The following is a 21,142-nucleotide window of genomic DNA, read 5'->3' on the forward strand; positions in this document are numbered from 1 at the left end:
CTCAGACGACGTTGCCGTGCTCGCGGAACTCGCGCCAGACGTTCTCGAAGAAGTCGTCGTCCTGAGGGATCGGCCGCCGCGGGCGCCAGCGGAAGACCGGTGAGCCGGCGGCGTCGTCGGCGGCGCGCTCCTCGACCGGCGCCCAGTCGACGAGCACGGCGTCGGCGGACACCGGCGGCTTGCCGCCCGCGGGCACCCAGGCCGTCTCCTGCACCTCGTCGTCGAGCGACCCCCGGTCGAGGCGGAACCGGAAGACCTCCGGGAGGTCCAGCTCGGCGTCCGCCGTCGGCCCGTACCCGACGTGCGGCAGGTCGCCCTCGGGGTCGGTGTAGAGCACCGACCCGCGCGAGCGCCCGCCGTGGGCGACGTAGTCGGCCATCGCCGACAGGTACACGTAGGCGCTGGTGAGGATGTCGCGCACGAGGAACGTGCGGTTCACGGCCCGGCGCGACCCGGCGTCGGCGGTGACGAGGTCCTCGTACCGGGACAGCCAGTCGTGCACCTGCACGAGCGCCTCGTGGATCGATGCAGCCGAGCGCACCGGCCCGGCCTTGGCGCTCATGAGCACCTGGACGTCGCGCAGGAGGTCCCCGGTGTTGTCCGGGACGCCCGCGGCGGCGCGGGCCGTGGCGCGCCCGACGAGGTCCAGCGCGCCGTCCAGCACGGGTGCGGCGGCCGCCGCGAAGGCGGCCTCGTCGAGCGGGGCGTCCGCGCGGCGCGCGGCGACGAACTGCGCCGCGCGCGTGGCTCCGACCTGGCCGCTGTTGAGCGCGGCGCCGCCGGGCCGGTAGACGCCGTGCGCACCGCCGGCCTCGCCCACGGGGAAGAACCCCGCGACGTTGGACTGCCACCACGCGTCGACGACGAGGCCGCCGTTGTTGTGCTGCGCGCAGACGTCCACCTCGAGCATCTGCGTCTCGAGGTCCACGTACGGGTTCTTGTCCAGGTAGAACTGGTACGCGGGCTCGTTCATGCGGCGCAGGCGCTCGATGGGCGTGCCGAAGAGGACGCCGGCGCGGTCGAGGTACTCGTACGCCTCGGGGCTCAGCGCCGACGGGTCGAACGTGTCCTGCACCGGGTTGCGTCGGAAGTCGAGGAAGACGCGTCGCCCGCGCAGCGTCGTCTCGCGGTAGACCAGCAGGTCGACGAGCGAGGAGCCGTCGAGTGCCTTCCGGATGTCGAACGGCCACTGGTAGCCCTTGAGGAACACCAGCGACATGAGGCGGCCGTAGTCGCCGATCGTCTCGGTGAGGAACTCCCGCTCGTCGCCGCCGTCGGCGTCGGTGGACACGAAGCGCGGGATGACCTGCATGTACGTGCCGGACACGTTCCAGCGCGGCTTCGTCGAGGCGAGGCCGAACTGCCACTCGGTGAGGTTCTTGCCGTGGACCCCGGCCCGGTACGCGGCGCCCGAGGCGCCCCACTGGCCGTTCGGGAAGACGCGCGTGGCGTACATGCCGGCGGGTCCGCCCGTGGCGTAGACGAGGTTCGTGCAGCGGAAGAGCAGGAACGGGCTCTGCTCCCCGTCGTGCGGGACGTCCGTGCGCAGGACCAGCAGGCCCGCGACCGCGGTGCCGCCGTCCTGGGTGGGGCGCGTGACGACGTCGACGACGCGGCACTCGTCGAAGATCCGGGTGCCGTTGCGGTGCACCTTCTTCTCCAGCTGCTCCACCATGCTGCGGCTGGTGTAGGGGCCGACGGAGGTGGCGCGGCGGCGCGGGTCGTGGTCGGTCTTGTAGCCGATGAACTCGCCGTAGCGGTTCTGCGGGAAGGGGACGCCGAGGTCGCACAGGTGCAGGAACCCGCGGGCGGACAGCGCCGCCTCGGCCAGCGCGTTGTCCCCGTCCATCGCGCCGCCGGCGAAGAGGGTGTCGGACATCTCCCGCACGGAGTCGCCGTCGCCACCGGACAGCGTGAGCTTGTAGTACGTCTGCTTGTCCGAGCCGGCGTTGCGGCTGGCGCCGGCGTTCACCTTGTCGGCGACCATGACGACGTCGTCCTGGCCGAACTCCCAGAGGCGGTCGGCGGCGCAGAGGCCGGCCGAGCCCGTCCCGACGACGACGGTGTTGGCTGTCACGACGGGCATGTCGTGCGTGCCGATGCGGACCGTCTCCGGCTCGTGCGTGCTCATGCGGGCCTCCTCGGCGCCGGTCGTGCGGGTGGCGGGCCCCTCGTCGGGCCCGCCGTCAGAGCGTGGGGATGTGCATGCCGCCGTCGACGTGGAAGACCTCGCCCGTCGAGTACGGCGTCTGCCCGGAGGCCAGGATCGCGACGGCGCCGGCGACGTCCGAGGGCCGGCCCCACCGGGCGATGGGCACGGACCCGCCGGCGAAGACCGCGTCGTACTTCTCGGTGACGCCGGCGGTCATGTCGGTGGCGATGACGCCGGGGCGGACCTCGTAGACGACGACGCCCTCGGGTGCCAGGCGCGCGGCCCAGAGCTGTGTCGCCATGCCGACGCCGGCCTTGGAGATGCAGTAGTCGCCGCGGTTGACCGAGACCGTGGTGGCGGAGATCGACGAGACGTTGACGACCGTCGCCACCGGGCCGGCGGGCGGCTCGGGCAGGGCCTCGAGCGGACCGCGCAGGCGGATGACCTCCTGCGCGAACCGCTGCGTGAGGAAGTAGGGACCGCGCAGGTTGATGCCGAGCACGCGGTCGAAGCTCTCGGTGCCGGCCTCGAGGATGTCCGCGCGCACGCTCGGTGCGACACCGGCGTTGTTGACGAGGAGGTCCAGCCGCCCCCAGGCGTCGACGGCGTCCTGCACGTACCGCTCGTGGTCGGCCGGCTCCGCGACCGATCCCTGGACGTAGCGCACTCGGGCCTCGTCGCCCGCCAGCTCCCGCAGCTCGCCCAGCACGTCCTCGGGGGCGGGCCGCGTGGCCAGGATGGAGACGGCCCAGCCGTCCTGCAGCAGGCGGCGGGTGATCCCCAGCCCGATCCCGCGGTTGCCGCCCGTCACCAGGGCCGTTGCCGGCATCGTCGCCCTCTTCCGTCGTGCTGCGCCACGCACGTGGCGGCGCCGTCGTCGAGGGCGAGCATGGCACGCGGGAGCGGCGCAGGCAAGCGCTTTCCGCGCAATCGCCACCTCTGCCGGGGCAGGAACGACCGCTGACGACCCGGCGGCTGCACCTGTCCGACGGTCAGCGCGCGTCCGCCCGCGAGCCCGCGTCCCACGGCACGGCCGGGGACCACCGGGCGGCCGGCCGCCAGAGCGTCCCGAGCAGCGCGGGCACGACACCCTTGCCCGCGTCCTCGCGGACGCCACCCCGCCCCGACGTCGGAGCGGGACGAGTGCGAGCTCCTCCCCACCGATGAGGGCGACCCCCGCCACCGGGCGCGGACCGGCCTGCGACAGGGCGGCCGTGTACCGGCCGACCGCCCGCACCCGCGCCCAGGGCACGTCCGCGACGAGGGACGGTGCCCGCCCACCGCGCCAGAGCCGCAGCCCTTCGTCGTCCAGGACCGCCGTGAAGACGGGGTTGTGCCACCACCGCAGGGCCCCGGGGTGGTGCAGCAGACCGCCGCGGCGCAGCGTCCCCCGCAGCTGGACGACGTCGTCGTGGGGGTGACGCGCGGTGGGCGCGGAGCCCGGCAGGATCGTCGCCGTGCGCACGCTGATCGTCACCGCCCACCCGGACCCGGCCTCGCTGACCCACCACGTGGCGGCACGGCTCGCGGAGCACCTCGGCCCGGCGGGGACCGCGACGGCACACCTGGCGCAGGAGGGCTTCGACCCGCGGTTCCGCCTCGAGGACCGGCACGCCTACCTCGGGCGGTCGCGGCCCGCGGCCGACGTCCTCGCCGAGCAGCGACGGGTCGACGAGGCGGAGCACCTGGTCCTCGTCTTCCCCGTGTACTGGTGGTCGCTGCCCGCGCTGCTCAAGGGCTGGGTCGACCGGGTGTTCGTCGCGGGCTGGGCCTTCGACCTCGACGCCGACGGGCGCGTCGTGCCGCGCCTGCAGCGCCTGACCGTGCACCTGGTGCCCCTGTCGGGGACCTCCGCGAGGTCCTTCGCACGGCACGGCTACGACGCGGCGTTCCGGACGCAGGTCGAGGCGGGTGTCGTCGGGTACTGCGGCGCGCGGCGGGGCGTCACCGCGTTCGTCCACGACAGCGAGGACGGCGACCGCGCCGCGGTGGCGGCGTCGGTCGGGTCGGCCGTGGGCGAGGTCGCCGAGGCGATCACCGGGGCCGTTCCACGGTAGGACGTCTCCGCTGAGCCGTCAGGACGCCGCCCGCGACGTGCGCGATCGTGTCCGGGCGGCCCGCCGAGCCGGTCCCGCGAGCCGGAGCACCGCCGCGGCGCAGACGGCCGACAGCACCTCCGCGACCGCGAGCGCGGGCAGGACCGCGCGTGTCCCGTGCGGGGCGGCGACGAGCACGGCAGGGATCCGCACGGCCACGAGCGTCCCGAGCGTGAGCACGTAGGCGGGACGGGGGCGCCCCACGGCCTGGCAGCAGGCGGCCACGACGGGCACCAGCCCGGAGACCGCGACGCCGACCGCCAGGACCCGCAGCGCGCGGGTCCCCGCCGCGGCGACGTCGGTCCCCGCGGTGAAGACGCCGACGAGTGCGGGCGCCGCCAGGGCGACGACGACCGCGGCCGCGCAGCCGTACCTGGTCGTCGCGACGACCGCGATCCGCCGCGCCGCCGCCACGCGCGCGTGCAGCCCCCGGCCGGCGTTGTACCCGAGCACCGGTGCGAGCCCCTGCGCGATGCCGAGGAACGGCATCGTCACGAAGGCCACGACCCGGGCCGCCAGCGCGTACCCCGCGAGGTCCGCGGGGTCGTCGGCGCGCGCCAGCGCCGCGTTGACCAGCACGGCCACGACGGTCGTGCCCGCCCCGGCGAGGAACGCCGGCGCCCCGAGGGACAGGACCGCGCCCACGGTCCTGCCGTCGGGCAGCAGGTCGCGCGGCCGGATCCGGTAGGGCCGGTCCCGCTGCCCGACGAAGAACCACGCGCTCATGGCGGCGGACACCAGCTGACCGCCGACGGTGCCGAGCGCGGCGCCGCGCACACCGAGGTCGAGCACGAGGACGAGCAGCGGATCCAGCGCGATCTGCACGAGGACGGGGACGAGCCACACCGCCGTCGCGTACCGCAGCCGTCCCTCGGCGCGGATCAGGGCCGAGAACCCGGTGGCGACGAGCGACCCGGCGAGGAGGACGGCCGCGTAGGCGCGGGCGTCGTCGCGCAGGGCGGAGGGCGTGCCCAGCAGGGTCAGCAGGGGCTCGAGCAGCACGAGCCCCAGGACGGACACCGTCAGCGCGCCCACCGTCCACACGGCGACCGCCCCACCCGCGGCCCGTGCGGCGCCCGTCGGGTCCCCTGCCCCGAGCGACCGCGAGACCAGGGACGCGCCACCCGTGCCGACGGTCGTCGCCAGGGCGCCGAGGACCAGGAGGACGGGCGTGACGAGGGTGACCGCCGCGACCGCCTGCGGTCCCACCCCCACGGCGACGAACCACGCGCTCGTCAGCCCTAGACGCCGTAGACGGCGACGGCGCCGGTGGTCTGGCTGCACGCGTGCCACAGCAGCCGGCCGACCGGCCGTGTGCCCAGCTCGGCCGTGGGGTCCCGTGCGGTGGTCAGGGGCGCCCGTCGCGCAGGGCGGCGACGACCTCGGCCAGCCGCGCCCGCGCCCAGTCGTACTGCGTCGGGTCCGTGTGCCCGCGGTAGACGGTCTCGACGACCATCACGAGGAGCAGGTGCAGCGAGTACAGCTGCCGCCGGCGCAGCTCGGTGTCGGTGAGGACGCCGGGGTGGCCGTACCCGCGCAGGAACGCCGCCGGGTCCCCGAGCTCGGGTGTCGTGATCCCGCAGAAGCCCGCCTCGACGAGCGGGTCGCCGTAGAACGCCCGCTCGTGGTCGATGACCGCCACGACCTCGCCGTCGTGGACCATGACGTTCGGGGGCCACAGGTCCCACTCGACCATGCGGGGCTCCGTCACCTCCTCGAGGGTGCCGCCGTGCGCGCGCAGGAGGGCCCGGACCTCGTCCGGCTCGACGCCGGTGTCCACCGCGCGCCGCTCCCCGTCGCGCAGCACGTCCTCGACGAGCCGCGTGAAGGTCGCACGCCAGGTGCGCTCGCCGGGCCCGGCGAGCGGGCCGAACCAGGGGCCGCGCACCTCGTTGATGCGTCGCGTCAGGTCACCGCGCACGGCGTCGAGCCGGTCGAGCTCGGCGGGCAGCAGGGTCGTGGACAGCTCGCCCAGGTCCTCGCCCTCGACGAGCGCCATGGTGAACCAGTCCGCGTCCACCAGGTCGTGCGTCGTGTCGACGTGGTGCACCTCGGGCACCGGCACCTCCGTGCGCTCGCGCAGCAGCGCGATCGTCGCGAGCTCGATGCCCATGGCACCCCGCTCGTAGGTCATCACCTCGACGTCCGCGGGTGGGGCGATCTTGGCGACCACCTCCCGGCCGTCGCGCAGCCGCAGGCGGTAGGCGACGTTGAACCAGCCGTGGCCGAGCTCGGACCACCACCCCTCGTCGCCGTCCCGCTCGTCGGGCACCTGGTCCGGCCCGTAGGCCCGCGCGAGCATCGCTCGCAGCGTCGCGGGCGTCTGCCGGTTCTTCGTGATGCTCGCGGTGACGGGCAGCACCTCACACCCCCCGGAACGCGAAGCGGAACGTGAGCTCCTGACCGCGGGGGAGCAGGAACTCCGGGTGGGTGCGGGCGCCCCAGGAGTTGTCGCCGCCGACGCCGCGGCGCATGAGCGCCGGCCGCAGCACGGTGCGGTGGACCGGGGGCAGCTCGTTCGGGTGGGTCGCGCTCTCGATCTCGTCCGGCGTCCAGGGCAGGACCGACAGCTCCATGCCGCCGGTCGGGCCGGGGTCCCCGACGTGCTCGAGCCGGATCCCCGTGCCCGCGTCGTCGGTGACCTCCGCCCACCGCACGCCTGTGCGGCTGCCCGCCTCCTGCGGCCGCAGGTACGGCGTGAGCGCCGTCCGGACGTCCCGGGTGTGCACGTCCAGCCGGGCGCCGGCGCGGCGGTCGACGTAGCACTCCTCGGGGCCCTCGCCGTACCAGCGCAGGTGGTGCAGCGCGGGGTCCATGGTGAGCAGCATGCCGAGCTCGGGCATGTCGGGCAGGCCCTCGCCCGGCCGCACGACCTGCGTGACCTCGACGCGGCCCGTGCCGTCGACCCGGTAGGTGACGTCGCACGTGCTCGTCGGCGCGGTCGGCAGGAGGTAGCGGAAGGTGAGCGCCACGCCCCCCTCGTCGGGCACGACCTCCGGCTGCGGGACGTCGGGCACGAGGCGCGGGTAGCGGCCGGCCAGCAGCCACTGGCCGTCCTCCGCCGGCCCGCCCCAGCCGCGCTCGTTGGACGTGGGGGCGTGCCAGAAGTTCGGCCTCGGCACGGAGGCGACGAGCTCGCGGCCGCCGCCGGTCGCCGTGCCGGGGCCGTAGCGGTAGGAGAGCAGGCCGCCGTGGAGGCGCGAGAACAGCGCGCTGAAGCCGGGGCCGTGCACGCCGACGTTGTGGATGCCGTCGACGACCTCGGGGGCGGGTGCGGCGCCGGTCACGCGGGCCCGCTCGGGCGCGGTCACCTGCGGCACGACGACGACCGCCTGCTCGTGCGCGACCTCGTGGCCCGCCGGCGCCCACCGCGTCGCCTCCCGGAGCCGGAACGAGACGTCGACGGTGTACTCGCCCGGCTCGTCCGGCAGCGCCAGCGGCAGCGGGACGGTGGTGGTCGTGCCGGGCGCGACGGCGGTCTCCAGCGGCTGCTCGTCGAGCACCACGCCCTCCCGCGCCAGCGTGACGACGCACGCGTGGGCCGACGAGGGCGTCACCAGGTGCCGGTTCTCCACCCGCAGCGCGGGCCGGCCGCCCTCGTCGACGAGCGCGACCCGGTAGGGCTGGTAGAGGTACCGGACCTCCTGGACGAAGGGCTTCGGGGTGTGGTCGGCGAAGAGGAGGCCGTTGCCGGAGAAGTCCCCGTCGTGCGGCACGTCCCCGAAGTCACCGCCGTAGCCGAAGAACGGGACGCCGTGCCGGTCCGTCAGCGGCAGCGCCTGGTCCGCGAGGTCCCAGATGAAGCCGCCCTGGAACAGCGGGTCGCGGTAGGCCAGGTCGAGGTACCTCCCGACGGCACCGAAGGAGTTGCCCATGGCGTGCGCGTACTCGCACAGGATGACGGGCCTGTCACGGTGGTCGGCCAGGAACGCCTCGACCTCGGCGGCCGGCGTGTACATGGTGCTGACGACGTCGGTCGTCGACGGGTACCGCGGGTCCCAGTGCACGCCCTCGTAGTGGACCGGGCGGTCGTCGACGGACCGGAACCAGTCCGCCACCGCGAGGACGTCCGTGCCGCCGTAGGACTCGTTGCCGCAGGACCACATGACGACGCTGGGGTGGTTCTTGTCCCGTTCGAGCATGGCGGCGGCGCGCGCGAGCAGGGTGGGCAGCCACTCGGGCCGGTCCCCGGGGAGGGCCTCCTCGGGCGGCAGGCCCCGGCGCAGGAGCCGGTCCCACATGGCGTGCGACTCGAGGTTCATCTCGTCGACCACGTAGAGCCCGTACTCGTCGCACAGGTCGTAGAAGAAGCCGTTGTTCGGGTAGTGGCTGGTCCGCACCGCGTTGATGCCGACCCGCTTCATGAACCGGAGGTCGGCCTCGGTCTCCTCGCGCGTGACGACCCGGCCGCGGAGCCCGAACTCGTGCCGGTTGACGCCCGTGAGCACCAGCCGGCGCCCGTTGATCCGCAGGACGCCGTCCTCGATGCCGAACCGGCGGACGCCCACGCGCAGGGGCACGTGCTCCGTCACGGCCCCGGCGGCGTCCCGGACCTCCAGGTGCAGGTCGTACAGGGCCGGGTCCTCGGCGCTCCACAGCCGGGGGTCTGTCACCTCGACGACGAGGTCGCCGTCGCCGTCGACCGCCAGCGGCCCGACGCCGTCGAGCACGGCCGTCACGGACCCCTCGCCGGTCAGCCGGACGCGGACGCGGACCGTCGCGCGGTCCAGCCCGTCCGCGACCCGGGTCGTCACCCGCACGTCCTCGGCGTGCACGGCCGGCCGGCGGCGCAGCACCACGTCGCGGAAGAGGCCGGAGAACCGGAAGAAGTCCTGGTCCTCGATCCACGAGCCGGCCGTCCACGTGACGACGCGCGCGGCCAGCGTGTTCTCGCCGTCGACGAGGGCGTCGGTGACGTCGAACTCCGAGGGCGTGAAGGTGTCGGTGCCGTAGCCGACCCAGGTGCCGTTGACCCAGACCAGGACGGCGCTCTCGGCGCCCTCGAACACGACGCTCACGCGCTCGCCCGGTGCGAGCGGACGGTCGAGGGTGAAGGTGCGCACGTAGGTGGCCACGGGGTTGCTGCGGCGGGGCGCCCGGCCCGGCTCGAGCGTCTCGTGGCCGTCCCACGGGTACTGCACGTTGACGTACTGCGGCCGGTGGTGGCCCTGGAGCTGCAGGTGGCCGGGGACCTCGATCTCGTCCCACCCGCTGCGGTCGGTCCCGGGCTGCTCGCAGCCCGGCACGACGGCGTCGGGGTTCTCGGCCACCTGCACGCGCCAGGTGCCGCTGAGCCGCTGCTCGAAGCTGCTGACCCCGCCCGCCGCCTCCCGCGCCGACGCGAACCAGCGGTGGTCCGCGTGCGGCGGGAGGCGGTTCTCGGCGACGCAGGTCGGGTCGTCGATGCGGGCGAGGTCCGGCGTCACTTGATGGCCCCCGTGATGCCCTCGGCGAAGCTCTTCTGCAGCGCGAGGAAGACGACCATGGCGGGCAGCGACGCGATGAGGACCGCGAGCATGAGCATCCCGTAGTCCGTGACGTAGCCGGCCTGGATGTTCGTGAGGAGCATCGGCAGGGTCTGCACGTCGTTGTTGACCAGGACGACCTTCGGCCACAGGAAGTTGTTCCACGCGGTCATGAAGGTGATGACGGCGGCGGCCGCGAACGTCGGCCTCATCGTGGGCAGGTAGATGCGCAGGAAGATCTGCAGCTCCTTGAGGCCGTCGATCCGGGCCGCCTCGATGACCTCGTGCGGGAAGGACCGCGAGGCCTGCCGGAACAGCAGGACGAGGAACGGCGTGGAGATCGCGGGGAGCACCACGGCGATCCAGCTGTTGACCAGCCCGAGGTCGGCGAACATCCGGAACAGCGGGATCATCGTCGCCGCGAACGGGATCATGATCGCCAGCAGCAGCAGCGCCATGAACCGGTCCTTGGCCTTGGTGTGGAACACCTCGAAGCCGTACCCCGCGATCGAGGTCACCGCGAGGGCCAGGACGGTCGTGCCGACGGCGATGATCGCCGAGTACCACAACGCCGTGCCGAGCGGCTGCGCCCCCACCAGGGTCTGGAAGTTCTCCAGCAGGTGCGTGCCGGGGAGCAGCTTGGAGGCCAGGACCTCGTTGCTGGTGTTCGTGGCCGAGACGACCATGAAGTACAGGGGGAACACGCTGGCGACCGCTGCGAACGCCAGGAAGACGTACCCCGGCACCTTCTGCATGGACCTAGTCACGCTTGTCACCGACCTTGAGCTGCACCACCGCGAGGGCCGCGACGATGATGAGGATCACGTAGGAGATGGCCGAGGCGTAGCCGAAGTTGGGGCTGTTGCGGAACGACACCTGGTACAGGTAGTGCGAGATCGTCATCGACGTGTTCGCGGGACCGCCGGCGGTCAGCGCGTAGGACTCGTCGAAGAGCTGCAGCGTGCCGTTCGTGGACATGATCGCGGTGAGCAGGATCATGGGCTTCAGCTGCGGCACCGTCACGTACCAGAAGGCCTTGGCGGAGCTGGCGCCGTCGATCTTCGCCGCCTCGATGGTCGAGCGGTCGATCGTCTGCAGCGCGGCCAGGTAGAAGATCATGTTGTAGCCCGTCCAGCGCCACAGCAGGCCGAGGACGAGGACGAACCGGGCGGTCCCGGTCTGGCCGAGCCAGTTGACCGGCGAGTCGAGGATGCCGACGCCCATGAGCAGGTCGTTGACGAGGCCGTCGTTGGCGAACATCGTCCGGAAGACCAGCGCGTAGGACACGAGACCGACCGCGCTCGGCAGGAAGATGGCCGTGCGCCACATGCTCTTGAACCGCAGGTTCGGGTTGTTCAGGAGGTTCGCCAGGACCAGCGCCATGATGAGCATGAGCGGGACCTGGATGACCAGGTAGATGAACGTGTTCTGCAGGGTGAGCCTGAAGGTCTCGTCCTCGAGCAGCCGCTGGTAGTTCGACCACAGCGGCTCGGCGAAGCTGAGTCGCGTGCCGCGGCCGGTCTGCAGCGACAGGATCGCCGCCTGGATCATCGGCCAGAAGCTCAGCCAGAGGATGAGCAGCGACGCGGGGAGCAGGAAGGCCCAACCCGTCAGGCTCTTGCGGCGCTCGAGCCGCGAGAGCTTCGGGCGGGGCGGCAGGGGAGCAGCGACGGTGCCGGTGACGGGGGCGTCTCCCGGCACAGGCCTCCGGGCCGTTGCGGTCGGACGAGCCACGGCGGACCCACCTCTCAGGGGTACGGGGTGCAGGGGTCGGGCGAACAGGGATCCGCGCGGCGGGCGGCTGGTGCGTGCCGGGCCCGCCGCGCGGGGAGGGTCAGCCGCCCATGGCGAACTCGACGGTCGACTGCGCCTCGGCGAGTGCGGCCTCCGGGTCCGTGCCGTTCATGATGTTCGTGATGGCGACGCTGACCGCGTCACGCCCCTCGTAGTAGTAGGCGCCGGTGTTGTTGCTGGGCACCTCCTCCGCGTAGCCGACGACCTTGCTGTAGATGGCGTCGCCGCCGAAGAACTCCTGGGGCTCGCCGTAGACGTCGCTCTCGCTGGCGGGGATCCAGTTCGCCAGCGCACCCGCGCCGGGGAGGATCGTGTCGTAGAACTCCGACGAGCCCGCGAACGTCGTCGCCAGGAAGTCCTGGGCGAGCTCGACGTCCGCGTTGGAGCTGATGGCCCACGAGGAGCCGCCGTTGGCGGTGTAGTTCGTCGCGCCGTCGACGCCGTCGAGCGAGGGCACGTTCGTGATGGCCCACTTGCCGGCCTGGTCCTCGGCGCTCTGGATCGAGCCGAGGATCCAGACACCGTTCACCGTCGCCGCGACGGTGCTGTTGACGAGGGTGTTGATGTACTCGTCCCAGGTGTTGACCTCGACGAGGACGCCGCTCTCCACGAGCCGCTGGTAGGTGTCGATGGCGGCGGTGAGCGCCTCGTTGTCGACGATCGTCGGGTTGCCCTCCTCGTCGAAGAGGCTCGCACCGGCGCTCTGCAGCATCATCACGGGCAGGTCGGCGGAGCCGGCCTGCCCGGACAGGAGCGGTTGACCCGTCTTCGCCAGCACGTCCTCACCCAGGGTGATGAACTCGTCCCAGGTGATGTCGGTGAAGTCGTCGACGGTGTACCCCGCCTGCTCCAGCACGTCCGTGCGCAGGGCCGTGACGGCGGTGCCGTTGTCGAAGGGCACGCCGTAGTGGACGTCGTCGACCGTCGAGTACGCCACGACGGACTCGGGGAACTCCGAGAAGTCGACGTCGCTGCCCTCGAGGTCGCTGAACAGGTCGGGGTAGTTGAGCACGTTCTTCTGGAACGCGTTGTTCTGCATGAGGAAGATGTCGGGCAGCTCGCCCGTCTGCTGGGACTGCGCGAGCGTGGTCAGACGCGTCTGCACGTCCTCCCAGGGAACCTCCTGGATGTCGAGCGTGAAGTCCGGGTTCTCCTGCTGGTAGACCTTCTCGGCCTCCTCCAACGCGTAGATGTTGAACGCCGGGTCCCAGGCCCACACCGTCAGGGTGTTGTCGCCCTCGGCGCCGCCACCGCCGCCGCCGGAGCCCCCGTCCGAGCCGCCGCTGCAGGCGACCAGGGCGAGCCCGAGGGGCAGGACCGCCCCCAGGGCGACGAGCTTGCGTGCTGAAGTCCTCATCGGAACGCCGTCTCCTTCTGCTGTGCGTCGCGTCGTCGCGTGTCACACGGGGTGACCGAGGGCCGGCTGCGCGCCGACCTGGTCCCGCCCGCCGGCGGTGGAGGGCCGCCCTGCGGCGCCCGGCGGGCATGCCGGGCCCCTGCCCGTGGACATCGCTGTCCACGGACGTATGACCTGCTCCTGACGTCGTCGTCCTGAATGGTGACGTGAACATAGCAGCGCCGGACCGGCCCGGCGCAAGGCCCTGCATCACGCTCGGATAACGATGCGGCGGGTCTCGCCCGGACGGGCGGGGCGTCGATGGTGACGTCCCCATCGACGGCTGCCGGCGGTCTAGCATGCCCGCCATGGGCACACCGACGACGGCGCGGCGGAGGACGGGCGGCCCCTCCATCGAGGACGTCGCGCGCCTGGCCGGGGTGTCCGCGCAGACCGTGTCCCGGGTCGCCAACGGCGCGACGGTCGTGCGGCCCGTGACGCGGGACCGGGTGCTCGAGGCGATGGCGCAGCTGGGGTACTCGCCCAACCGGGTCGCCCGGGCCCTGCGCAGCGGCCGGTTCGGCACGATCGGCCTGCTGGCCCAGTCCTTCGACCGCACCGGTGAGGCGCGCGTGACGGAGGCCGTGCTCGAGGCGGCGGAGGTCGAGGACTACTCCGTGACCCTGCTGCACGTGCGCACCACCGGTGCGGCGGAGTGGACCCACGCCGCGCAGCAGCTCTCGCACCGCGCGATCGACGGCCTCGTCATCATCCGCGCCGAGCACGACACGCCGGAGACGCTCGCGCTGCCGCCCGGGCTGCCGGTCGTCGCCTCCTACTCCCGGCTCGTCGGGCACTACCCGGCCGTGGCCGCCGACCAGGTGCAGGGCACCCGGGACGCGGTCGGGCACCTGCTGGCGCTCGGCCACCGGACCGTCCACCACGTCTCCGGCCCGGCCAGCTCCGAGCCGGCGATGGTCCGCGCCGCGGCCTGGCGGCGCCGGCTCGAGGAGGAGGGCGTGCGTGCGCCGCGCCCGTACCCCGGCGACTGGACGCCCCGCTCGGGCTACGCGGCCGGCCTCGAGATGGCTGACGACCCGGAGGTCACGGCGGTGTTCTGCGCCAACGACGAGACCGCGTTCGGCGTGCTGCGCGCGCTGCACGAGCGCGGCCGGCGCGTGCCGCAGGACGTGTCCGTCGTCGGTTTCGACGGGATCGCCCTGGCCGAGTACTCCTCGCCGCCGCTGACCACGGTCGCGCAGGACTTCCACCGCAGCGGCCGCGAGCTCGTCGCGCTCCTGCTGCGGCAGATGCGGACGTCGGAGCCACCGGACCTCGAGCCCGTCATGATCCCCACGCAGCTCGTCGTGCGCGCGAGCACGGGACCGCCGTCGTCCCGCTAGGCGCCGGCTCCTGCCAGCCGGTCGTCGCCGTCGCGGGGTCGTCACCCTGCACGAGGCTGACGACGGCCTCCTCGCCGGGTCCCGCGGGGGGGCGAGCCGCCGTCAGTTGGCGCCCGGGCCCTCCCCGGTCGAGCTGTGGAGCCCGAGGTCGAGCGTCGTCCCCGCGGCCTCCCACAGCAGGATCTGCTCGACGTCGCCGCGGTCCGACAGCTCGTGGCCCGGGCCGTAGAGGTACCGCCCGCCGGTGACCGGGACCGGCGTCGGCGCCGGCTCGCCGACGTGGCCGTCCGGCACGTCGGCCTGCTCGTCGTGCAGCGGACCACCCTCGTAGCGCTTCATCGGCATGCGCCCAGCATCACGAGGTGCGCGGCCCGGCGCATCCGCTGGCATGCTGCGACCGGTCGGCGCGTGCCGACGGGCGACGAGGAGGTGCGCGTGACGGCAGCGGACGGGCAGGGCGAGCGGCCGACGGTGGGCGACCTCGTCGCGGTGCGCGAGGGTCCCGGCGCCGGCCTGGTCGTCGACCCCGTCCTCGCGGAGCGGCTGCCGCTGCTCACGGGGATCGGCGGGCGCGGTCCCGTGAGCCACACGGTCGACGAGCTGGCGCGCCTCGAGGCCTACCACGCGCCCGTCGAGGGCTACCGACCGCCGGCCGCGGACGTGCAGGACCTGCGCGTGCCGGGGCCGCACGGCGACGTGCCCGTGCGCGTCTACCGCCAGGCGGGCGGCGGGCCCGCCACCCGCGGGCTCGTCTGGCTGCACGGCGGTGGGTTCGGGGCCGGCACGCTCGACTGGCCGGAGGGCGACGTCGTGGCCCGCGAGGTGGGCGCGGCGGCCGGCGCCGTCGTGGTGTCCGTGGACTACCGGCTCGTCACCGCGGACGTGCACTTCCCCGTGCCGCACGACGACGTGCGGGCCGCCTGGGCGTGGGCGGTCGGGGAGGACGGGCCGGGCGCGTCGCTGCCGTGGGCGCTCGGCGGTGCCAGCGCCGGGGGCAACCTCGCCCTCGGCGTCGCCCAGCGGCTGCGCGACGAGCGCGGGTCGGTCCCGGCGGCCCTGCTGCTCGCCTACCCGTGGCTGCACCACGAGCTGCCGGCCGCCACCCCGGACCTCGCGGAGCGGCTGGCGCGCCTGCCCGACCCGCTGCGCTTCACGCGCGAGGGCTGCCGGGCGATGAACGCCGCCTACCTGGGGCCGCACGCGCCCGACGAGCCCTACGCGACGCCCGCGCTCGGGCGGCTCGACCGGCTCCCGCCGACGTTGGTGCTGCTCAGCGAGCTGGACGACCTGCGCCCCTCGGGGGAGCTCGTCGCCGACGAGATCGCGGACGCGGGCGGCGAGGTCGCCGTCGTCGTCGAGCACGGCGCCCCGCACGGCCACCTCAACGTCGCGGGACTGCCGACGGCCGTCCGCTCGAACCGGACGATGGCCGAGCACCTCCTGCGCTGGACGTCCTGACCGACCCCTCGGACCTCCGCCCTACCGCGGCGTGCGGCGGTAGCGCGCCACGGACAGGGGCACGAAGACGGCGTGGGATCGGCTGCGGTCCCGCGGGACGGTGCCCGTGCGGGACGACGCGATCCTCCCGTCAGCGGTGGGCCGGCGTCGAGGGGCCCGTGCCCGACGAGGGGTGCGCCGGCGCGTGCGTCCTCAGGAACGCGAGGACCTCGGCGAGGTAGACGTCGCGGGCCGGGACCGCTGACAGCGCGAGGTCGTGCGCGCCACCGGGCACCTCGACGAGGCGGACGTCCCGCCCGAGCCGGGGAGCCCGCGCGCGCATGTCGGCGGGGTCGAGCACGCAGTCGGCGCTCAGCAGCCCCTCGTGCCACCGGTCGCCACGGCCCGCCGCGTCGGAGGTGAGGACCAGCACGGGTACGTCGACGTCCAGCCCCCGGGCCACCCGCCGCTGCCCGTCGCGCACGGCCCGGACGAACCCGGCGTGCACGGGGAACCCGGCGAACGGCTTCCAGGCCTGCTCGAAGGTCCACTCCCCGCCGCCCTCCGCGTGCAGCGCCCGCGCGTAGTGGGGCCCGAGGTGGGACACGACGGCGTCCGGCGCCACCCGCCCGATCGCGGAGGCGAGCGGCCCCACGGCGTGCTTCGTCAGCCACCCGCCCCGCAGGTCGAGCCAGGGGCTGTTGAGCACGAGGCCGTCGACGAGCCCGAGCCCGCGCCGGGCGTCCGCCCACAGCGCGGTCACCAGCCCCCCGGTCGAGTGCCCGAGCAGCACCACCGAGGCGTAGCGGCGGCGCAGGCGGCGCACCGCGAGGTCGATCTCCTCCGCGTGCGCGCCCAGGCCCGACGTCGTGGTCGGCGGGCGGCCCGGGCGGATGGAGCGACCGTGGTCGCGCAGGTCGAGGGCGTGCAGGTCGTAGCCGTGCTCGCCGAGGAACGCGCCGACGTGGGCGTGGAAGAAGTAGTCGGTGAACCCGTGCACGTACAGCACGGCCACCGCGCGGGGGTGCTCGTCGGACCCGGCGGGGGAGACGAGGGTGGCCACGGGCGCCGGCGCGCCGCGCCGGGCGAGGGCGTCGGGCCGCAGGGCCAGGGTGCGCGCCACCCACTGCTGCCCCAGCACGTCCTCGACCGGATGCTCGTCGGCGACCTCCGTGGCCCCGCCCGTCGGCAACCCTGCCGTCCTCTGCGTCCCGCTCATGCCCGGATGCTGCCACCCTTCCTCCGGAGCGCGGTACCTGTTAGCGTTCACAACGCCGTGGTTCCCTCGGGGGCGCCGGGGCAGGGGCTTCCGAGGAGAGAACCGAGTGTGACACGACACCCGACGGGGGGCGTGGCCGACGACGTCGCGGCCCCGTCGAGCACCGCCGCACCACGTCAGGGCCGGGCGCCGGACCGCAGCACCAATCGCAGCACGGACCGCAGCACGGACCGGCCGCCGGCGATGAGCGACGTCGCGCAGGCTGCCGGCGTCTCCCACCAGACGGTGTCGCGCGTGCTCAACGAGCACCCGAACGTCCGGCCCGAGACGCGCCGTCGCGTCCAGGAGGCCATCGAGGAGCTCGGCTACCGCCGCAACACCGCCGCGCGCGCCCTGGTGACCCGCCGGACGGGCGCCATCGGCGTCATCACGGAGGACTCACCCCTCTACGGCCCGACGATGACCCTCATCGCGCTGGAGAACGCGGCCCGCAACCAGGGGCTGTACGTGTCGGTCGCCACGGCCACGCGGTGGGACGTCGCGACCGTGCGCGGCTCCCTCGAGCACTACCTGGACCAGGGCGTCGACGGCGTGGTCGTCATCGCCTCGCACGACGAGGCCGTGCGCGCGGTCCAGGGCTACCGCAGCCGGGTCCCGGTGGTCATGGTGGGGCCCTCGGAGCTGGACGGCGACGTGCACACGGTGGCCGTGAACCAGTACGCCGGCGCCCGCCTGGCGACGCGCCACCTGCTCGAGCTCGGGCACCGGGACGTCGTGCACGTCGCCGGGCCGTCGGTGTGGCTCGACGCCCGGTCCCGCACGCGCGGCTGGCGCGACGCGATGCTGCAGGCGGGACTGCAGCCGCGGGAGCCGCTGGTGGGAGACTGGACCGCGTCGACCGGGTTCCGGCTGGCGAAGGACCTGTTGGCCCGCTCCCGCGCCTCCGACGACCCGGCCGACCGGCTGCCGACGGCCGTCTTCGCCGCCAACGACCAGCTCGCCCTCGGGGTGCTGCACGCCTTCGCCGAGGCGGGCGTCAAGGTGCCGCAGGACGTCTCCGTCGTCGGCTTCGACGACGTCGAGGGCGCGGCGCACTTCTTCCCGCCGCTGACCACGGTGACGCCGGACTTCGTCGCGCTCGGTCGCGTGTGCCTGGAGCAGATGGTGTCCGCGATGGCCGGCTCGCCGCCGTCGTCGCTGCTCGTGGGGTCGTCGTCGACGGTGCGGTCGAGCGTGGGTCCGCCGCGCCGGACGTGACCGGGATGTGACGGCGACGCGCGTCGGCTGCACGAGCGGCTCCGCCGAGGACGCCGTGGAGACGACGGCCGCGGGCGGGACGTCCCTGCGGTACGACGCCACCGCCGGGCGGTTCGTCTACAACTGGAAGACGCCGGCCCAGGCGGGCCAGTGCCTGGAGGTCACCGTCGGCACGCGTGACGGGTCGAGCCTCTCGGCCCTGTTCCGGCTGACCTGACAGGAGCCACGGACGGGCCTCCGGACCGGGTGCGCACGGGGTTGAGCGGAATACACTCAACTCTGCTCGGGTTGCGATCGACAGCATCCCGACCAGCACACCGACCGGAGGTCCGTCCCGTGGACGTCAAATACACTACCAAGTCCCAGGAGGCCCTCGGCGACGCCATCTCCCAGGCGTCGGCCGCGGGCAACCCGCAGCTCGAGCCCGCGCACCTCGCCAACGCCCTGCTCGCGCAGGAGGGCGGGGTCGCGCTCGCGCTGCTCGATGCCGTCGGCGCCGACCGGCAGGCCCTCGGCCGCGCCGTGCGCGCGACCCTCGTCAACCTGCCGCACGCCTCCGGCGACGCGGTGGCCCGGCCGACCCCGAGCCGCACGCTGTCCGCGGCGATCGAGGCGGCGTCGGCCGAGGCGCGGACGCTCGGCGACGACTACGTGTCCACGGAGCACCTGCTCCTCGGCCTGGCCGCCGGCCAGAGCGGCGTCGCCGACGCGCTGCGCGCCCAGGGCGCCACGCGGGAGGCGCTCGCGGCCGCGCTGCCGTCGGTGCGCGGCACCGGCCGCGTCACGAGCCCGAACCCCGAGGGCACGTTCAAGGCGCTCGAGCAGTACGGCGTCGACCTCACCCAGCGCGCCCGCGACGGCCGGCTCGACCCGGTCATCGGCCGCGACGCGGAGATCCGCCGCGTCGTGCAGGTGCTCTCGCGCCGGACGAAGAACAACCCGGTCCTCATCGGCGAGCCCGGCGTCGGCAAGACCGCCGTCGTCGAGGGCCTGGCCCAGCGCATGGTCGCGGGCGACGTCCCGGAGTCCCTGCGCGGCAAGCGCCTCGTCTCCCTCGACCTGGCCGCGATGGTCGCCGGCGCGAAGTACCGCGGCGAGTTCGAGGAGCGCCTCAAGGCCGTCCTGTCGGAGATCACGTCCTCCGAGGGCGAGGTCGTCACGTTCATCGACGAGCTGCACACGGTCGTCGGCGCGGGCGCGGGCTCCGAGGGCTCGATGGACGCGGGCAACATGCTCAAGCCCATGCTGGCCCGCGGCGAGCTGCGCCTCGTCGGCGCCACGACGCTCGACGAGTACCGCGAGCGCATCGAGAAGGACCCGGCCCTCGAGCGGCGGTTCCAGCAGGTCTTCGTCGGCGAGCCGTCCGTCGAGGACACCGTCGCGATCCTGCGCGGCCTCAAGGAGCGGTACGAGGCGCACCACAAGGTGACGATCGCCGACTCCGCGCTCGTGGCCGCCGCGGCCCTGTCGGACCGGTACATCACCGGCCGGCAGCTGCCTGACAAGGCCATCGACCTCGTCGACGAGGCCGCGTCCCGCCTGCGCATGGAGCTGGACTCGTCGCCGGTCGAGATCGACGAGCTGCAGCGCGCCGTGACCCGGCTGGAGATGGAGGAGGTCGTGCTCTCCGAGGCCGACGACCCCGCCTCCGCCGACCGCCTCGAGCGGCTGCGCGCCGACCTGGCGGACCGCCGCGAGGAGCTGGCCGGGCTGACGGCCCGGTGGGAGCGCGAGAAGGCGGGCCACAACCTCGTCGGCGACCTGCGCGTGCGGCTCGACGCCCTGCGCGCCGACGCCGAGCGTGCCCAGCGCGAGGGCGACCTCGCCGCGGCGGGCCGGATCATGTACGGCGAGATCCCCGACGTGGAGCGCCAGATCGACGAGGCCGAGCGCCGGGAGGCCGAGACCGGCGCCGCCGCCCCCGCGGGCGAGGCGCCGATGATCGCCGAGAAGGTCGGCCCGGACGAGGTCGCGGAGGTCGTCGCGATGTGGACCGGCATCCCCGCCGGGCGCCTGCTCGAGGGGGAGACGGCCAAGCTGCTGCGCATGGAGGAGGAGCTGGGCCGCCGGCTCATCGGGCAGCGGGCGGCCGTCGCGGCGGTGTCCGACGCGGTCCGCCGTGCCCGGGCCGGCATCTCCGACCCCGACCGTCCCACGGGCTCGTTCCTCTTCCTCGGCCCCACGGGTGTCGGCAAGACGGAGCTGGCCAAGTCCCTGGCGGACTTCCTCTTCGACGACGAGCGCGCCATGGTCCGCATCGACATGTCGGAGTACGCGGAGAAGCACTCGACGGCCCGCCTCGTCGGGGCGCCTCCCGGGTACGTCGGCTACGAGGAGGGCGGCCAGCTCACGGAGGCGGTCCGGCGGCGTCCGTACTCCGTCGTGCTGCTCGACGAGGTCGAGAAGGCCCACCCCGAGGTCTTCGACATCCTCCTGCAGGTGCTCGACGACGGGCGGCTCACGGACGGGCAGGGGCGGACGGTCGACTTCCGCAACGCCATCCTCATCCTCACGTCCAACCTCGGGTCGGCGTTCCTCGTCGACCCGACGACGAGCGAGGAGGCCAAGCGCGAGGCCGTCATGACGGCCGTGCGTGCGGCGTTCAAGCCCGAGTTCCTCAACCGGCTCGACGAGGTCGTCCTCTTCGACCCGCTGTCGCTGGACGAGATCGGGTCGATCGTCGACCTGCAGGTCGCGTCCCTGGCCCGCCGCCTCGCGGACCGGCGGCTCACGCTCGACGTGACGCCGGCGGCGCGCGAGTGGCTGGCCCTCGAGGGCTACGACCCGGCTTACGGTGCGCGGCCGCTGCGCCGGCTCGTGCAGAAGCAGGTGGGGGACCAGCTCGCGCGCCGGCTGCTGGCGGGCGAGGTGCACGACGGCGACACGGTCCGCGTCGACCGCGCGGATTTGTCCGGCGGCCTGACGGTCGAGGCCGTCACCCCGGCGACCACCGGCTGAGGCGTACCGCAGCCCGGTCCGGGCG

16 protein-coding genes are annotated in these 21,142 nt (G+C 74.0%); 6 read left to right on the plus strand and 10 right to left on the minus strand.

What is annotated here, in order from left to right; all coding sequences use genetic code 11:
* Window position 1: 1 nt before the first annotated feature.
* Complete coding sequence (locus AC2TDM_RS01915) at window positions 2-2,131, minus strand: FAD-binding protein (protein ID WP_484635665.1); 2,130 nt, start codon at window positions 2,129-2,131, stop codon at window positions 2-4.
* A gap of 55 nt (window positions 2,132-2,186) precedes the next feature.
* Window positions 2,187-2,981 carry a 3-ketoacyl-ACP reductase gene (locus AC2TDM_RS01920; protein ID WP_484635666.1) on the minus strand — a complete coding sequence of 265 codons (795 nt, stop codon included), beginning with the start codon at window positions 2,979-2,981 and terminating at the stop codon, window positions 2,187-2,189.
* A gap of 628 nt (window positions 2,982-3,609) precedes the next feature.
* Between AC2TDM_RS01920 and AC2TDM_RS01925 the strand changes: the two genes are divergently transcribed.
* Complete coding sequence (locus AC2TDM_RS01925; protein WP_484635667.1) at window positions 3,610-4,209, plus strand: NAD(P)H-dependent oxidoreductase; 600 nt, start codon at window positions 3,610-3,612, stop codon at window positions 4,207-4,209.
* Window positions 4,210-4,227: 18 nt separating this feature from the next.
* On the opposite strand, the gene AC2TDM_RS01930 is transcribed toward AC2TDM_RS01925, so the two are convergent.
* The 6 genes from AC2TDM_RS01930 to AC2TDM_RS01955 form a co-directional block, all read right to left on the minus strand.
* Window positions 4,228-5,463, minus strand: a complete 1,236-nt coding sequence (locus AC2TDM_RS01930) for an MATE family efflux transporter (protein ID WP_484635668.1) — start codon at window positions 5,461-5,463, stop codon at window positions 4,228-4,230.
* Window positions 5,464-5,596: 133 nt separating this feature from the next.
* On the minus strand, window positions 5,597-6,610 hold the full coding sequence (locus AC2TDM_RS01935; protein ID WP_484635669.1) for a phosphotransferase family protein: 1,014 nt from the start codon (window positions 6,608-6,610) through the stop codon (window positions 5,597-5,599).
* Between the two features lies 1 nt (window position 6,611).
* A complete protein-coding gene (gene lacZ, locus AC2TDM_RS01940) occupies window positions 6,612-9,674 on the minus strand; it encodes a beta-galactosidase, LacZ type (protein WP_484635670.1) in 3,063 nt (1,020 codons plus the stop codon).
* Window positions 9,671-10,468 (minus strand): carbohydrate ABC transporter permease, encoded by a 798-nt coding sequence (locus AC2TDM_RS01945; RefSeq protein WP_090034582.1) that lies wholly within the window; start codon window positions 10,466-10,468, stop codon window positions 9,671-9,673. The genes lacZ and AC2TDM_RS01945 overlap by 4 nt, the downstream gene beginning before the upstream one ends.
* 4 nt (window positions 10,469-10,472) lie before the next feature.
* The gene (locus tag AC2TDM_RS01950) at window positions 10,473-11,414 is read right to left on the minus strand and encodes a carbohydrate ABC transporter permease (RefSeq protein ID WP_484635671.1); all 942 of its coding nucleotides are present in this window, start codon (window positions 11,412-11,414) and stop codon (window positions 10,473-10,475) included.
* Window positions 11,415-11,547: 133 nt separating this feature from the next.
* Window positions 11,548-12,864 (minus strand): ABC transporter substrate-binding protein, encoded by a 1,317-nt coding sequence (locus AC2TDM_RS01955; protein WP_484635672.1) that lies wholly within the window; start codon window positions 12,862-12,864, stop codon window positions 11,548-11,550.
* 347 nt (window positions 12,865-13,211) lie between these two features.
* Between AC2TDM_RS01955 and AC2TDM_RS01960 the strand changes: the two genes are divergently transcribed.
* Window positions 13,212-14,246, plus strand: a complete 1,035-nt coding sequence (locus tag AC2TDM_RS01960; protein ID WP_090034669.1) for a LacI family DNA-binding transcriptional regulator — start codon at window positions 13,212-13,214, stop codon at window positions 14,244-14,246.
* A 102-nt stretch (window positions 14,247-14,348) separates the two neighbouring features.
* Here the strand turns inward: AC2TDM_RS01960 and AC2TDM_RS01965 are convergent, their stop codons facing one another.
* Complete coding sequence (locus AC2TDM_RS01965) at window positions 14,349-14,591, minus strand: hypothetical protein (protein ID WP_090034576.1); 243 nt, start codon at window positions 14,589-14,591, stop codon at window positions 14,349-14,351.
* 90 nt (window positions 14,592-14,681) lie between these two features.
* Here AC2TDM_RS01965 and AC2TDM_RS01970 point away from each other — a divergent pair, with 90 nt between their 5' ends.
* Entirely contained in the window at window positions 14,682-15,704 is a 1,023-nt protein-coding gene (locus tag AC2TDM_RS01970; protein WP_484635673.1) for an alpha/beta hydrolase fold domain-containing protein, read from the plus strand.
* A 130-nt stretch (window positions 15,705-15,834) separates the two neighbouring features.
* On the opposite strand, the gene AC2TDM_RS01975 is transcribed toward AC2TDM_RS01970, so the two are convergent.
* Window positions 15,835-16,902 (minus strand): alpha/beta hydrolase, encoded by a 1,068-nt coding sequence (locus AC2TDM_RS01975; RefSeq protein WP_484635674.1) that lies wholly within the window; start codon window positions 16,900-16,902, stop codon window positions 15,835-15,837.
* A gap of 132 nt (window positions 16,903-17,034) precedes the next feature.
* On the opposite strand from AC2TDM_RS01975, the gene AC2TDM_RS01980 reads away from it, so the two are divergent.
* From AC2TDM_RS01980 to clpB, 3 genes are all read left to right on the plus strand, one after another.
* Complete coding sequence (locus AC2TDM_RS01980) at window positions 17,035-18,159, plus strand: LacI family DNA-binding transcriptional regulator (protein ID WP_484635675.1); 1,125 nt, start codon at window positions 17,035-17,037, stop codon at window positions 18,157-18,159.
* 7 nt (window positions 18,160-18,166) lie between these two features.
* Entirely contained in the window at window positions 18,167-18,376 is a 210-nt protein-coding gene (locus AC2TDM_RS01985) for a PxKF domain-containing protein (RefSeq protein WP_484635676.1), read from the plus strand.
* A 119-nt stretch (window positions 18,377-18,495) separates the two neighbouring features.
* The gene (gene clpB / locus AC2TDM_RS01990; RefSeq protein WP_484635677.1) at window positions 18,496-21,117 is read left to right on the plus strand and encodes an ATP-dependent chaperone ClpB; all 2,622 of its coding nucleotides are present in this window, start codon (window positions 18,496-18,498) and stop codon (window positions 21,115-21,117) included.
* The last annotated feature ends 25 nt before the right edge of the window (window positions 21,118-21,142 follow it).

It is taken from the genome of Cellulomonas sp. plas2 (assembly GCF_057221735.1).

Excerpts from the sequence above, each read along its gene's own strand:
- AC2TDM_RS01915 (WP_484635665.1), bottom strand. The coding sequence starts at position 2,131 with ATGAGCACGCACGAGCCGGAGACGGTCCGCATCGGCACGCACGACATG.
- AC2TDM_RS01920 (WP_484635666.1), bottom strand. The coding sequence starts at position 2,981 with ATGCCGGCAACGGCCCTGGTGACGGGCGGCAACCGCGGGATCGGGCTG.
- AC2TDM_RS01945 (WP_090034582.1), bottom strand. The coding sequence starts at position 10,468 with ATGCAGAAGGTGCCGGGGTACGTCTTCCTGGCGTTCGCAGCGGTCGCC.
- AC2TDM_RS01955 (WP_484635672.1), bottom strand. The coding sequence starts at position 12,864 with ATGAGGACTTCAGCACGCAAGCTCGTCGCCCTGGGGGCGGTCCTGCCC.
- AC2TDM_RS01960 (WP_090034669.1), top strand. The coding sequence starts at position 13,212 with ATGGGCACACCGACGACGGCGCGGCGGAGGACGGGCGGCCCCTCCATC.
- AC2TDM_RS01965 (WP_090034576.1), bottom strand. The coding sequence starts at position 14,591 with ATGCCGATGAAGCGCTACGAGGGTGGTCCGCTGCACGACGAGCAGGCC.
- AC2TDM_RS01975 (WP_484635674.1), bottom strand. The coding sequence starts at position 16,902 with ATGAGCGGGACGCAGAGGACGGCAGGGTTGCCGACGGGCGGGGCCACG.